This is a genomic window from Brevundimonas sp. KH_060, assembly GCF_057838275.1.
On sequence record NZ_CM174463.1, the window covers coordinates 2,450,458 to 2,463,790 of the forward strand.

13 protein-coding genes are annotated in these 13,333 nt (G+C 65.0%); 7 read left to right on the top strand and 6 right to left on the bottom strand.

Annotated elements, in window-relative coordinates; all coding sequences use genetic code 11:
• Positions 1–107: 107 nt before the first annotated feature.
• Positions 108–1,688, bottom strand: a complete 1,581-nt coding sequence (locus tag AC3IPP_RS12100) for an MFS transporter (protein WP_489149177.1) — start codon at positions 1,686–1,688, stop codon at positions 108–110.
• Between the two features lie 85 nt (positions 1,689–1,773).
• On the opposite strand from AC3IPP_RS12100, the gene AC3IPP_RS12105 reads away from it, so the two are divergent.
• Positions 1,774–2,565, top strand: a complete 792-nt coding sequence (locus tag AC3IPP_RS12105) for a helix-turn-helix transcriptional regulator (protein ID WP_489149178.1) — start codon at positions 1,774–1,776, stop codon at positions 2,563–2,565.
• Between the two features lie 42 nt (positions 2,566–2,607).
• On the opposite strand, the gene AC3IPP_RS12110 is transcribed toward AC3IPP_RS12105, so the two are convergent.
• Positions 2,608–3,837 (bottom strand): MFS transporter, encoded by a 1,230-nt coding sequence (locus AC3IPP_RS12110; RefSeq protein ID WP_489149179.1) that lies wholly within the window; start codon positions 3,835–3,837, stop codon positions 2,608–2,610.
• A gap of 258 nt (positions 3,838–4,095) precedes the next feature.
• Positions 4,096–4,707, bottom strand: coding sequence for a TetR/AcrR family transcriptional regulator (locus AC3IPP_RS12115; RefSeq protein ID WP_489149180.1), 612 nt, complete (start codon positions 4,705–4,707; stop codon positions 4,096–4,098).
• A 220-nt stretch (positions 4,708–4,927) separates the two neighbouring features.
• Between AC3IPP_RS12115 and AC3IPP_RS12120 the strand changes: the two genes are divergently transcribed.
• Complete coding sequence (locus AC3IPP_RS12120; RefSeq protein WP_489149181.1) at positions 4,928–5,290, top strand: hypothetical protein; 363 nt, start codon at positions 4,928–4,930, stop codon at positions 5,288–5,290.
• Positions 5,291–5,343: 53 nt separating this feature from the next.
• Here AC3IPP_RS12120 and AC3IPP_RS12125 read toward each other — a convergent pair whose 3' ends face one another.
• Complete coding sequence (locus AC3IPP_RS12125) at positions 5,344–5,853, bottom strand: TetR/AcrR family transcriptional regulator (protein WP_489177403.1); 510 nt, start codon at positions 5,851–5,853, stop codon at positions 5,344–5,346.
• A 147-nt stretch (positions 5,854–6,000) separates the two neighbouring features.
• Between AC3IPP_RS12125 and AC3IPP_RS12130 the strand changes: the two genes are divergently transcribed.
• Entirely contained in the window at positions 6,001–6,588 is a 588-nt protein-coding gene (locus AC3IPP_RS12130) for an NAD(P)H-dependent oxidoreductase (RefSeq protein ID WP_489149183.1), read from the top strand.
• Between the two features lie 87 nt (positions 6,589–6,675).
• On the opposite strand, the gene AC3IPP_RS12135 is transcribed toward AC3IPP_RS12130, so the two are convergent.
• Positions 6,676–7,896, bottom strand: a complete 1,221-nt coding sequence (locus tag AC3IPP_RS12135; protein ID WP_489149184.1) for an MFS transporter — start codon at positions 7,894–7,896, stop codon at positions 6,676–6,678.
• Positions 7,897–7,997: 101 nt separating this feature from the next.
• Between AC3IPP_RS12135 and AC3IPP_RS12140 the strand changes: the two genes are divergently transcribed.
• Together AC3IPP_RS12140 and AC3IPP_RS12145 are read left to right on the top strand one after the other, a co-directional pair.
• Positions 7,998–8,606: a TetR/AcrR family transcriptional regulator gene (locus tag AC3IPP_RS12140; RefSeq protein ID WP_489149185.1), complete on the top strand. Its 609-nt coding sequence runs from the start codon at positions 7,998–8,000 to the stop codon at positions 8,604–8,606.
• 18 nt (positions 8,607–8,624) lie between these two features.
• Positions 8,625–9,797 carry a serine hydrolase domain-containing protein gene (locus AC3IPP_RS12145; RefSeq protein WP_489149186.1) on the top strand — a complete coding sequence of 391 codons (1,173 nt, stop codon included), beginning with the start codon at positions 8,625–8,627 and terminating at the stop codon, positions 9,795–9,797.
• 240 nt (positions 9,798–10,037) lie between these two features.
• Here AC3IPP_RS12145 and AC3IPP_RS12150 read toward each other — a convergent pair whose 3' ends face one another.
• Positions 10,038–10,511 carry a MarR family transcriptional regulator gene (locus tag AC3IPP_RS12150; protein WP_489177404.1) on the bottom strand — a complete coding sequence of 158 codons (474 nt, stop codon included), beginning with the start codon at positions 10,509–10,511 and terminating at the stop codon, positions 10,038–10,040.
• Between the two features lie 53 nt (positions 10,512–10,564).
• On the opposite strand from AC3IPP_RS12150, the gene AC3IPP_RS12155 reads away from it, so the two are divergent.
• Positions 10,565–11,473: a S41 family peptidase gene (locus tag AC3IPP_RS12155; protein ID WP_489149188.1), complete on the top strand. Its 909-nt coding sequence runs from the start codon at positions 10,565–10,567 to the stop codon at positions 11,471–11,473.
• Positions 11,474–11,542: 69 nt separating this feature from the next.
• Positions 11,543–12,736, top strand: a complete 1,194-nt coding sequence (locus tag AC3IPP_RS12160; RefSeq protein WP_489177405.1) for a serine hydrolase domain-containing protein — start codon at positions 11,543–11,545, stop codon at positions 12,734–12,736.
• Positions 12,737–13,333: the final 597 nt, after the last annotated feature.

Here is a 13,333-nt window from a genome sequence, read left to right on the forward strand (position 1 = left end):
CCCTCGCCACGTCACGCGCTTATACAAAGCGAACTTGTTGGGTCACTGTCTTAGCTCGCCCGAGACGCCTGCTCAGCGGCAAGTGTTATGACTGAGCACGAACGGCGTCATTGCCCTAGCTCCTGGCTGGCGCCTTGACCGACATGGCGCAACAAGATCGCCGCCAGGACAGCCAGAAGCGCGACGCTCACGGCGCTGACCAGCGCGGCGGCGCTAAACCCCGCCATGAAGGCCGATTGCGCTTTCGCCATGAGGCCCGGCGGCAAGTCCGAAGCGACCGAAGACGCCGCCCACAAGCTGTCGCCGACCGCCTTATGCGCCGGCTGGTCGAGGTCGTCGGGCAGGTGATCCAGAATCGTCCGACGATAGACAGCGGCGGCGAAACTGCCCAGCACGGCGATGCCGAGCGATATGCCCAGATCCTGCACCGTCTCTGACATCGCAGAGGCGGACCCCGCCTTGTCGACCGGCGCCGACCCGACCACAAGATCCGTGCCCAGCGCCGCGATCGTGCCCAGCCCCAGATAGGCCAGCGAGAAGCCGATGACGACAGTCATCGCTCCAGGGGCGCCGTCGCCCACCTGGGCCAGCATCAGATAGCCCACAGCCGACAGCCCCAGCGCGCCCGCCACCACATATCCCGGACGAATGTGCTGGGCGATGAGCGGCGCCATGACGCCAGCGGCCACCATGGCGAGCGCCGCCGGCCCCATCCAGAGACCCGCGACCAGAGGTGAAAAACCTACGACCAGTTGCAGATATTGCGTGACCAGCAACATTGTCCCGCCCACGGCGACAAGCCCGAACAAAAGCACGACCAACGCCACGCTGAAGGCTCTGTCGGCGAACAGGCTCATGTCGAGCAACGGGTCAGTCAGCCGCCGTTGCCGGCGGACGAACAGCCAGGCAAAGGCGAGCCCAACGACAAGGGCGCCGATCGGTTCAGGCCCCAGGCCGTCCTTGGCGATCTGTTTGATGCCGTAGATCACGGGCAGCATGGCCGCCAACGACAGGACGACGCTCGCCAGGTCGAGTCGGCCGGCGTTCGGCGCCCGGTATTCCGGCAACAGGATCGGCGCCAGCACGAGCAACAACCCGACCACCGGCACGGCCAGAAGAAAGGCCGCCCCCCACCAGAACTGCTCCAGCAGCACCCCGCCCACGATAGGTCCCAACGCCATGCCGAACGCGAACATGGTCGCCCAGATTCCAAACCCCAGAGCCCGCTGCCGCGGATCGACGAAGATGTTGGCGATCAGCGCCAAGGTGGACGGCATCAGGGTTGCGGCGGCCATGCCGAGCAAAGCGCGCGCAGCGATAAGCATGACGGCGCTGGTAGAGAAGGCCGCGAGCGTGGACGCCACGGCGAAGGCCGCGGCGCCGATCATCAGCAGCTTGCGCCGGCCGATGCGGTCGCCCAGCGTTCCCATGGTGATCAGGAATCCCGCGATCAGAAAGCCGTAGGCGTCCATGATCCACAGGGCCTGCGTGCTGGTCGGCTGCAGGTCGGCGGCGAGCGCGGGCAAGGCCAGATGCAGCAGCGTCAGATCCAGACCCAGCAGCACGGTCGGCAAGGCAAGCAACGCCAGTCCCAGCCATTCGCGTGCGCCCGCCCGCGCAACCGGCGACGGCGACGCCTCTGTCAGCTCCGCTGACGGTTGAAGTTCGGAATCGTCCTGAAAAGCCATGCAGCCTCCTTGTCAGGAGGAGCTTTCAGGGCTCAGATATCATGTTACAATATAGGAAATTATCCTGTTACTAAAGGCGCCGCCTTTGTCCAGCCGCACGCTTGCACGCACGCGCAGCGATCTTTCCGCCTTTCTGACCCATCACAGAAAGAAGCTGACGCCGGTCAATGCAGGGCTGCCCTCGACCGGCCGTCGGCGCACGCCCGGCCTGCGTCGGGAGGAAGTGGCTGCGCTCGCCGGCGTCGGTCTCACCTGGTACACGTGGTTCGAGCAGGGACGCGACATACAGGTCTCCGAAGCGTTTCTTCTGAAGGTGGCGAAGGCGCTGCAACTGGACGACGCCGAGTGCGGCCATCTGTTCCTGCTGGCGCACAGACGCGCCCCGCCTCTGGAAGCCTATCAGCAGCCGTCGGTCAGCCCGCTAATCCAGGAGTTGCTAGACGACCTGACGGCGCGGCCCGCCTATGTCGTCAACCTGCGGTGGGATGTCGTCGCCTGGAACCTGGCCGCCGACCAACTGTTCGGCTTCGCGGACCGCGCCCAGCCGAACCGCAACATCCTGCGCATGGTGTTCGCTGATCCGGAGTTCCGGCGACGCCTTCCGCACTGGCTCGATGAGGCGCCGAAGCTGCTCGCGCAGTTCCGCTATGATCTGGCCAGCGCGCCTGACGATCCGGCGATGATGGCTCTTGTCGACGAGCTGAAACTGGTCTCGCCTGACTTTCGTCGATGGTTCGAGCGACCGAGCATGGAGCACCCTGCTCGGGGCGTCAGCGCTGTCCTGACGCCCGACGCAGCGCCATGCGACTTCCTGCATGAAATGCTGACCGTCGATGAGTACCGCCACCTGCGGATGGTGGTCTATTTCCGGCGCTGACTTTGCGAACAGACCGGGCGCGCACGGCCAAGACCTCCGTTCTCAACGTGACCCAACCTCGACCGAGCCCGCCGCCTTTGGCCCCCTCGACATCGACAACGACAGGAGCAGGGCGAACGCCGCAAGGGCAGCGGCCACAAAGCCGAGATTGTCGGCTCCCGCCCATTCGATCCCGAGGCCGCCGATGGAGCCCGACAGCGCGATCGCCAGATACAAGACCGCCTGGTTTAGCGAAATGAGTCCCCCAGCAGCCTCTGGATTCAGAGATATCAAGCGGTGCTGCTGCGGCGTGGTGATGGCGAAGGCGGCGACGCCATAGAATGCGATCATGGCGAAGGCCCAGGCCAGGTGCTCGGTCGCGAACCGTAGGATCAACATGCTGATGATCAGCCAGATCAAGGCGATCGCCACCACCCTGGGACCGCCGATCCGATCCGCGAGAAACCCGGCGCCCAGATTGCCCACGGTCCCGACAACGCCGAGCGTCGTCATGAGACCCGCGAGGTAGAGGCTGCTGCCCTGTGTCGCACCGTCAAAAATGACGCCCATGTAGGTGTACGGCATATAGACCGCCGTAAACGCCAGCAGCGTCACGCCCAGAACAGAAATGACCCTGGGCTCCACCAGGAACCGCAGTTGATCGCGCAGGCTTGTCGCCATCGCGACGACTGTCCGCCTGGGAATGAGGACGCCGACGCCGACAGCGCCCACCGCCGCAAGCCCCGTCGCGAGCCACATCGTCGATCGCCAGCCGAACATGCCTCCGAACGCCGTCCCCAGCGGCGCCCCCAGGGCGGTGGCGGCCGTGAAGCCGCTGACCACCAGAGCGATCGCCCGGCCCTGGTGCGCAGGGGACGCCATGGCCGCCGCCGTGACCGTGGCGGTCGGCACGAACAACCCCACCCCAAGCGCCGCCACGACCTGCCCCAGAAGCACCTGGACATAGGAAGGCGCCAAGGCCGTCCAGACGCTGCCCGCCAGATAGACGCTCGCCGCGACAACCAGGACTCTGCGCCGCTCCCACGTTCGGGTCGCGGTCGTCAGAACAGGCCCGGCGACCGCACAGGTCAGCGCAAAGAGGGTGATAACCTGTCCCGCCACCGATGGCGGAACGCCGAGCGACCGGCTCAGCAAAGGCAACAAGCCCGCCAGGACGAACTCGCCGGTTCCGACGACGAAAACGCCGAAGGCCAGCATCGAGACCGCCGGCCACGGATTTGGGTTTTCTGGATTCTTGGCTTCGCCTGAAACCTGGGACACGGCGCCCGCCATGATGGACCTTTCTGACGCGGCGCTACGCACCATCGCCAAGTTGTTGATTGGAAAGAAGGCATGGGCATCCACACAGCGCGACGCCTGTCGGGCGCGTCTGATGCAGCCCTGGGAAGAGCTTCTAGAAGGCTGTTGGCTCCACGCGGCGTCAGACCTCGTCAGGTCGTCCGATGCCGGGGAACTTCAGAAAACGGACGGTCCCGGCGTCGTGGGCCGGTCCTGTCGGTCAAAGGATGGGTGCGATGAGGGATCGCCCCCTCATCCCGACCGGATCGACTGGATCAGGCGACCGGACGCCAGACGCGCTCGCCGGAATTGCTCCTGATCATCCATCAGCGCGGCCACATTGGCCGACGCCTGATGAGAAATAAGCTCGAAAGCGATCTGGTCGACCTCGACGCCGAGCCGCAGCGCGCCCTCCCTGATCGCATCGTTCAACAGCGCGACCATGCGGCTTCGCGCTTCGACGCGATGCTGCTCCACACGATCGCGAATATCGCCTGGACGCGTCCGGTATTCACTGCTCAACGCATGGATCAGGCACCCGCCGGGCAAGGTTCTCTGCTCCACGAAATCATACCAGCCCTCGACCAGCGCGATCAGGCGATCGACCGCCCCGATCTTCATCATGGCCGGGCCGACAACCGTTTCCGCATAGAGGTCGACGCCGGCCTCGATCGTCGCAAGCTGCAGCGTCTCCCTGTCGCCGAAGAGCACCTGAACATTGCTCTTCGCCACGCCGGCCTCAGAGGCCACACGACCGAACGTCAGTCCTTCCAGTCCTTCAAGCGAAGCCATCCGCGTCGAGCAGCGCAAAATATCGGCGCGAGCACGATCTCCGCGCTCCTTCCTTTTGTCGGCACTCTTCATCTCGCCTCGCATGGGGACCTTGATTACACCCTCAATATATACATACGTTCGTATATGTAAATGCGATGTTTGAGTATCTCGGCAGCGCGTCGCCCTGACGGCGCAACCGCACCTGGCGACTTCCGCCGAGGCCTGCGCTGACGTTGCGCATTTCGTCCGTTCACCGGATCAGATAGTCATCGATCCGACGCCCGCTTACTCGACAACCGGAGAGCCGATTTTGACATACGCGGTGCTGGCGTCGATTTTCGATATCGGCTTCGGTCTCTTTCACTTGATGTTCTGGCGACTGTTCGGCTGGCCGTCGACGCTTGCGTCATCCGGAAAGATCAACATAGCCGTCACTCAAACGCTCAATGTGATGCTGACCTATTGCTTCTTCGCGTACGGCGCCGCTCTATTCTGGTGGCGAGAAGATGAGAATTCGGGCGTACTGGCCCTGGCCGGCGCGGGATTCTGGTTGCTCAGGGCCATCCTGCAACCGGTCCTGTTCTCCGCCCGGCACCGCCTCTCCGTCGTGCTGACCATAGCCTTCCTCGTCGGCGCCGCCTTGCACGCAGCCGCCGTCTTGGTTCATCCGTAGTCTCGCGAGAACGGCTAGGTTTCTGGCCCCCGGAAGCCGAGCCAACGCTTGCCTCACACCCGTTTCACAACGTCGATGATGACGCCGGTCAATGCGCCGCACGCCTCCTCGCGGGTGAGCCGATTCTGAACCGCCGCGCTGGACAAGGCGTCCGCCGCCCCCTGAAGGGCGAGAAGGCCCGCGGAGGGCACCGGCGCGCTTGAGAAAGGCGCCAGGAGTTCGCGGCAACGCGCCTGCCAGGCCTCGTCGTACTGCTGCTTCTGCGTTTCAAGCTCGGGCGCGCCGGACAGGGCGGCGCCGACACCTGGGATCTCGACGCCCTGCCCCAGGACGCAATCGACATAGGTTTCCGCAATCGCTGACGAGACGGCCTGGAGCGTCGCAGGCGCGGCGGCGAAGATCTGCTCCATCCTTAGCGCCTGCTGCTCATCGTATTGGGCGTACAGCGCCAACAGCAGGGCGTTCCGATCATCGAAATGGCTGTAGACGACCGGCTTCGTGACGCCCGCTTCCTCCGCCAGCCGCCCCAGCGTCAGGGCGTTCACGCCAGACGCACGGATCATGCGCCTGGCGGTCTCCAGCAACTGCCCGCCACGCGCGCCGCGCTCCATTCTCTGTCGAGACGCCTTCGCGGAAACGGAAGAGATTGACGACATCAGCGCTATATACCATTAGTAACTTACTATAAGTATATAGCGAAAGTCCTCCCCATGAAAGCGCTCGTCGTCGCGGTCCACCCGGACCCTTCATCCCTTACCCACGCAGCCGCCGCCGCCATTGCGCGCGGGATCGACAGATCCGGAGGAACCAGCGAGATCGCCGATCTCGTCAAGGAAGGCTTTGACCCGCGCTATCGCCTGGATGACCAAGCCGTCCACCACCGCCGATCGGCGCCACCGCCGGACGTGGTGCGCGAACAACAAAGGCTCGAGAACGCGAACGCCCTGGTGCTGGTCTACCCAGTCTTCTGGTGGAGCATGCCCGCCTATCTGAAGGGTTGGATCGAACGGGTCTTTTCAAACGGCTGGGCCTTTGAAGACGGTCCCGGCGGAAAGGGGCTGATCAAGAAGCTGGACTGGCTTCCGGTTCATCACCTTGGTCTCGCCGGAGCGGATCAGGCTGTTTACGAACGACGCGGATACCGTGACGCGATGATCACCCAGGTCGAACTGGGCGTCTTCAACTACTGCGGCGCGCCGGTTCTCTCTTCCGAGATCCTGTACGCCTCTGAGACCAGCAGCGCCTCGGTTGCACTGGAGGCCGCAGAGCGCTTCGGAGAGCGCATCTTCCAACCCTGACCGTAGGCGCTCTGTGTCGGCGCCCCAGCAGACCGAGAGACGTCAGCGGCCGGAGACGCTTCCGTCTTCCGGCCGCTGCGCTTGGTGTCAGGCTGAGGCTCTAAAACGGCGCGGCATCAGGATGACGAGACCGAACAGCGCCAGCGCGACCCCGATCCACAAGGGCGACCGTAAGCCATACCCGGCCATGATTCCTGCACCGCCGAACCAGGCGCCGGCCGCCAGGCCGACGTTGATGACCGAGGTGTGCACCGTATTGACCAGGGGGCCGGGATGGGCCGCCTTCATGACCCGGGAAATCATCGCAGGGTTCATCGGCACGCCCACCAGCCCGATCGCGACGAAGGCGGCGACGCTGACCACGCGATGATCCGCAAACAGGGCGAAGATCACGAGCAGCACCGCCAGAGAGATCAGGCCGGCGACCAGGATGGGAATGGCGTACCGATCGGCGAAGCGGCCGACCACCATGTTGCCGACGACATTCGCGGCCCCATAGACGCCCAGCAGCAGCGGCACGGCGGCCGGCGCGAAGCCCGTCACATCGGTGAATATGGGCGAGACATAGCTGAAGGCGGCGAAGACGGCCCCGATGATCAAGCCGCTGGTGGCGTAGGCGGCCCACAGCCGGCCGTTCCGGAAAGCCGTCAGCTCTTGGGCCAGGCTCGCCCGGACCGTCTCTTTCGACGCCGGAACCAGGACGGCGATCACCAGGGCGCACAGAACCGCGAGCGCCACCACCAGCCAGAAGCTGGCGCGCCAACCGAAATGCTGATCGATCAGGGTCGCCGCCGGCACCCCGAGAACGGTCGCCAGCATCAGGCCCGCCAGCACGATCGAGGCCGCACGCGCCCTCGCCTCAGGTCGAACCAGATCCGCGCAGATAGACAGGGACACGCCAAAACAGGCTGATCCGGCGACCCCGGTGATGATGCGGGCGACGACCATGACGCCATATCCGTCAGCCGTGGCGGCCACGATCCCTCCCACGGCGTAAAGCGCCAGCAGAGCCAGCAAGGCCCGCTTGTTGGGTATTCCCAGCCTGAGCAAGACCGCCGTCAGCACCGGCCCGCCCAGCACCATGCCGCCCGCGTAGATGGAGATCAGATAGCCGACCTCGGCCACTGAAACGCCAAAGGCGGCGGACAGCGACGGCATCATGCCCGCCACCATGAACTCCGAGGTCGTCAGCGAGAAGATGGTCAGCCCCAAGACATAGACCACCAGTGGCATGTCCCGCCGCCCGGCCGCCTGTCGCGGCGCGTCGCCCGATGCGTCTCCTGACGCTGTGGTTTCCATCGTCGTCATGCCTGACTCTCATTTATGTATGATTGACTACATAAATGGCTATCCAGCTTGCCGCGCTCGGTCAATCGGTTTATGTAATCAGAAATACAGAAAGAATTTCCATGGCAATCCGAGGCCGTCCCCGCAGCTTTGATCGCGCGCTCGCTTTGCAGCGGATCATGGAGGTCTTCTGGGCCAAGGGGTATGAAGGCGCGCAGATCAGCGACCTGACGGCCGCCGTGGGGATCGCCCCGCCGAGCTTCTACGCCGCGTTCGGCTCCAAGGACGCCGCCTTCCGAGAGGCGGTGGACCTCTATGTGGCGACGACCGGGTCGGCCGCCGTACGTGCGCTTGACCAAGGTCCGACCGCTCGCGACGCCGTGCGCGCCATGCTTCAGGCCAGCATCGATGCGGCGCTCGGCGCGCCCCAGGCAGGCGGCTGCCTGCTGGTCCTCGGCGTGGTCAACTGCCAGCCGGACACCGAAGCCTTGCGCGACCTGCTCATTCGCATCCGCGCGGATACGGAAGCGGCTATTCGCGCCCGCCTGGATCGCGGCGTCATTGAAGGCGACCTGTCGCCTTCGGCCGACACTCAGGTGCTGGCCAACTATTTCAGCATGTTGATGCAGGGCCTTTCGATGCAGGCCAGGGACGGCGCCTCTCGCGACGCGCTGGAAGCCCTCGTCGCCCCATCCCTGGCCGTCCTGACTGACGCCCTGCCCCCTCGCTAAAAGACGGAGCCCGCCTTGATGAACGACCTGGAACGCGCCCTGGCGGAAGCGACCGCCCTGCAACCCGGCGCGGTGATCGCCGTCCTAGATGGAGGCGTCTCCCTTCTGGCGACGGGTCATGTCGATCTGGAGAAGTCCGCAGCCCTGTCCCCGGACGCCGTGTTCCGCATCGCCTCCCTGACCAAACCGATCACCGCCGCCGCGCTCGTCATGCTGATGGACGAACACGGCGTCGCCCTCTCGGACCCGGTCGCGCGCTGGCTGCCTGAGCTGGCCGATCCACAGATCCTGATCAGCCTTGACGGCGAACTGGATCAGACCGTTCCCGCCCGGCGCGAGATCACGGTCGAGGATGTGCTGACGTCACGCATGGGCACCGGCATCGTCCCGGCAGCGCCGGGCAGCACCCCGATACAGCGTGAAATCGAGCGCCTGCAGATCGTCGGTTTCGGTCCCCCGGATCCCTCGACGCCCATGGACCAGGACGAATGGATCGGCCGGCTCGGCGCCCTGCCCCTGCTCGGCCAGCCCGGCGACCGCTGGTTCTACTCCGTATCGTCAAACGTCCAGGGCGTGCTGGCGTCGCGCCTCGCCGGGGCTCCGCTGTCACAGGTCCTGCAAGAGCGCATCTTCGCCCCGTTGGGCATGAACGACACCGGCTTCCATGTCAGGTCCGAACAGGCCTCTCGCTTCACCCCCGCCTATTCCAGCGACCTGACGCTGTCGGACGATCCCGCGCACAGCCCCTGGGGCGAGCCGCCCATATTTGAAGGCGGAGAAGGCGGACTGGTGTCCACCGCCGCCGACTACATGGCCTTTGTGCGAATGCTGCACGCCGGGGGCGACACGCCCAAGGGGCGCCTGATCGACGAGGCCTGGATCTGGCGAATGTTCTCGGATCACCTGACCGACGAGCAACGCGCCGACGCCGCCTATTTCCTGGACGGCCGAGGCTGGGGTTACGGCGTCTCGGTCGATGCCGGCCGCACCGCCGCCGAGGCCATGACCGGCCAGGTCGGCTGGGCCGGAGGGCTGGGAACCTCATGGCTGAGCAATCTCCAGGATCAGACCGCCGTCGTCGTGCTCTGCGCCAGGGCGCTTGATGATCCCGAAGTCTACGCAAACCATCTGGCGCTTCAGGAGGCGGCGTTTACGCCTGGCCGTCCAAGCCCTACATCCGACCAAGCCTAGCCGCTCGCCGTCTCCAGCACGACGCCTTGCTCCAGTCTCCAAACGGTCGATAAAATCGATCACCGTGGCGATGCGCTCATCGTCAAGCAACATCACGTCGCTTCCTAGGATAACTGTCGGATTCCCCCAAAAAGCGCACCGTGTCGGTATAGCCATCGACATGGCCGTTCAGGACGTCGATCTCATCCTGCCGACGCTCCAGTGCGCCTGCAGGAGCGCCCGGCGCTGAGCGACGTCGCTTCAGTCCTCGCTGTCCGTATCCGCCGGGCCTGCCATGCGGTCTAGAAACGGCTTGGCCGTCAGGGCGGCGACGGCCGCGCGCAGAACGGGTTCAAGTTCGAAAGAAAGATCCTCGTCCAGCGAGGCTGCGGCGCGCGCCGTCGCCGCCCAACAACGCTCGAGATCCGGCGCCATCGCCAGGGCGCGCGGCGTCAAAGCGACCAGGCGTTCACGTCGGTCGCTGCCCAGTTCCGTCTGAACCAGATCCTCCCGGATCATCTGCGCAATCGTCTGGCTCGCTGCGGAGTGAGTGACGCAGGCGAGACCCGCGACATCCTTGATGCTCAAGGCGCCTTCCCTGATGAGCGCCCGAAAGATCGGCGTGTATCGCGGACGAAATTTCAGGCCCGCCCTCCGATAGGCCGCTTCGACGTCGCCATCGAGCAGTTCGAGAAGACGCCGCAGTTGGGTGCCGAGAGTGATGCTGTTTGCCATGCTCGATTTAATATATTAGCGCTGTTACATCATCAACCCAATCGGGCTCTCACGTGTCGCTTCTCGCCCTTCTAACCGCCCTCGCCTGTCCAGCGCAGGCAGAGACCCTTGAAGCCGCCGCCATCGCCGTCGAGGGCGCCTATTTCAGCGCTCCGCGCGGAGCCGAGATCGCGGCCGACATTCGCCGCTGGAGCGCCGTGAACCGCTATGCGGTCGATTGCGCGAACCCTTCAGCGTTCGCCCTGAAGCTTGAACGGGATCTGGACGCCCATGACGGACATTTCCAGGTGCGCCTGTCGCGTCCCGACGCGCCGGCTGAACAGTGGCTCGCGGACTGGCGAGCGGCCGGTCACGCCGCCAACGCCGGCGTGAGGGAGGTGCGTCTGCTGGACCCCGGCATAGGCTATCTGCGCCTCAGCGCCTTCTATGCGCCCGATCAGGCCGAGCCCAAGCTGCGCGCCGCCCTCCTGCTCCTGCAGGATGCGCGCGGCCTCATTCTCGACCTACGTCAGAACGGCGGCGGGGATTCGGATACCGCCAACCTCCTGCTCTCCAGCCTGATCGATCCCAAGACGGCCTCCGTACAGTCGATCGAGACACGTTCCGGCCTGACGCCCCAGACTCTTCCGGCGACGAGCCTGCCCCGCTTTGCGTCCGACCGCCCCATCGCCGTGCTGGTCGACCGGAGGACCGGATCAGCGGCGGAGTTTCTCGCCTATTCGCTCCAGAGCGAGAAGCGCGCCGTCGTCATCGGCTCGCGCACCGGCGGCGCCGCCCATATGATCGGCGAGCCGACGCGCCTTCCCCACAACCTGTCCATCACCGTCCCGAACGGTCGCCCCGTCAACCACAAGACCGGCGGCGACTGGGAGGGCCTTGGCGTGACCCCCGACCAGAACGGCGGCGATGATCCGCTGCATGTCGCGCGTCGCTGGATCGAAGCCCAGGACGCTCCCGACTAGGGAGCCCGTTGAAGCCGCGCCAGACGCGCCCTACTCGCACTCGCGCCGAAGCTCCAACAGGAGAAGAGAATGTCGTCCCACCGAACCCTGACGCCTTTCTGCGCCGCCTTGCTACTCCTGTCGCCGGTCGCAGCGCGAGCACAAGAACAGAACCCTCAAACCGAAGCCTTGCAGGCCTGTGTCGCTGCGCGCGCCGAAACACTGGACTTTTCAGGCGCGGTCCTGATCTCACGCGACGGCCAGACCATGACCTACGCCCGTGGCGCGCAGGCGAACGGCGCCCACATCACGACCCGATCCCGATTCAACATCGGGTCGGCCGGAAAGATGTTCACGGGCGTAGCGGTCGGCCAACTTGTCGAGAAAGGCCAGGTCGACCTCGACGCCCCGATCGGGCGCTATGTCGACGACCTGACCGCCGAAGCCTCCAAGGTCACGGCAAGGCAGTTGCTGACCCATAGTTCCGGGCTCGGGAACTTCTTCACGCCGGACAACGTCGCCGTGATCGGGCGCGCGAAAACCCTCGCCGAACTCAAGCCCCTCATCGTCGCCGATGTTCCCGCCTTCGAACCGGGCTCGCGGTTCGCCTATTCCAACAGCGGCTTCCTGTTGCTGGGCCTGCTGATCGAACAGGCGTCGGGGCAGACCTATGACGCCTATATCGCCGAACACATCTTCGCTCCGGCCGGCATGACGGCCTCGAGCCTCGCACCCGACCTCCCCGTCGCGTCTGTTCAGGGCATGACCAGCGGCGTCCTCCCACCTCGTCCGGGCGCCCCTGGCGACAGGCGACAAGAGAGCTCGAACAACCAGCCGGAACACGCGGGACCACAGAGCCCCCGCGCACCTATGGAACTCCGCCTCTCTATGGAGTTTGTTCTGCCCGGCACGTCCGCCGGGGGCGCCTACAGCACGGTTGAGGATCTGGAGCGGTTCTTCTCCGCACTGCGGTCCGGTCGTCTCGTTAAACCCGAAACCGCTCTCCTGCTCCAGGAAAAGCAGATCGTGTCCGGCCCCGCTCGCGGAAACCTTCCGGAACTGGGTTACGGCTTCGGCTTCAGCACCGGCAGCTTCGAGGAGCGTCCTTGGTTCGGCCACAGCGGCGGCACGCTCGGGGTCAATGCCGACGCGGTCGCCTTCCCCCAGGAGGGCGCCGTCGTGATCGTACTCGCGAACCGCGACCCTCCGATGGCCGCCGAACTTCTGAGGATCGGACGGCGCATGATGTTCACTCAGACATGTCCTGACCTTCGCCCCCGTTGAGCCAGCAACGTGAGAGGTCGCGAACCCGTTTCGACGCAGCTGTGGTCGCATCCCTCGCCGAGGCGGTGCGCCGCTAGGCTTGCCGCCCAGCCCAGCTTCGCATCGCGGCCAGTTCCCATATAGGCTTCGCGCTCGTCGCGGGTCATGTCCTTGGCCCGTTTGCGGCTATGGGCGATCAACGCCTCGGTTTCGGGCCCGTATTTGTCCGTCAGCCAAGCCTCATGCTCAGCCTGCTTTTCGGGCGAAACAATCCCGCATACAGATTCGTGTCCTTCATGGCGCGTTCTCCTTTAAGTCGAGAAATCGTGCGGTCGATCGTTCTCGCCATTTCGGCATAGCGTGCGGCCCGTTCTTGCATCCTCAACAGCCATCGCGACCGCGGGACTTGCTCCAACGGCAAGATCATCGCTGGGAGGGTGGTGGAAGGGCGCGAACTGACTGTGATCGAGCGCGAACTGAAGATGATCAGCGCGCCGCTGGAGGCCCGCCGGAGCGAGATCCAGGCCCGACTTGTGGTCGCAGCCGCCTCGTCAGCGATCCAGTTGCACCAGGCGATCGAGGATCGAGAACGGCGAGGAGGCGCGCACGTAAACTACG

Bases quoted from the DNA above. Each gene is read 5' to 3' on its own strand.
- AC3IPP_RS12160 (WP_489177405.1), top strand. From the start codon at position 11,543: ATGTCGTCCCACCGAACCCTGACGCCTTTCTGCGCCGCCTTGCTACTC.
- AC3IPP_RS12135 (WP_489149184.1), bottom strand. From the start codon at position 7,896: ATGACGACGATGGAAACCACAGCGTCAGGAGACGCATCGGGCGACGCG.
- AC3IPP_RS12145 (WP_489149186.1), top strand. From the start codon at position 8,625: ATGAACGACCTGGAACGCGCCCTGGCGGAAGCGACCGCCCTGCAACCC.
- AC3IPP_RS12130 (WP_489149183.1), top strand. From the start codon at position 6,001: ATGAAAGCGCTCGTCGTCGCGGTCCACCCGGACCCTTCATCCCTTACC.
- AC3IPP_RS12150 (WP_489177404.1), bottom strand. From the start codon at position 10,511: ATGGCAAACAGCATCACTCTCGGCACCCAACTGCGGCGTCTTCTCGAA.
- AC3IPP_RS12140 (WP_489149185.1), top strand. From the start codon at position 7,998: ATGGCAATCCGAGGCCGTCCCCGCAGCTTTGATCGCGCGCTCGCTTTG.
- AC3IPP_RS12110 (WP_489149179.1), bottom strand. From the start codon at position 3,837: ATGGCGGGCGCCGTGTCCCAGGTTTCAGGCGAAGCCAAGAATCCAGAA.
- AC3IPP_RS12100 (WP_489149177.1), bottom strand. From the start codon at position 1,688: ATGGCTTTTCAGGACGATTCCGAACTTCAACCGTCAGCGGAGCTGACA.
- AC3IPP_RS12125 (WP_489177403.1), bottom strand. From the start codon at position 5,853: ATGATCCGTGCGTCTGGCGTGAACGCCCTGACGCTGGGGCGGCTGGCG.
- AC3IPP_RS12115 (WP_489149180.1), bottom strand. From the start codon at position 4,707: ATGAAGAGTGCCGACAAAAGGAAGGAGCGCGGAGATCGTGCTCGCGCC.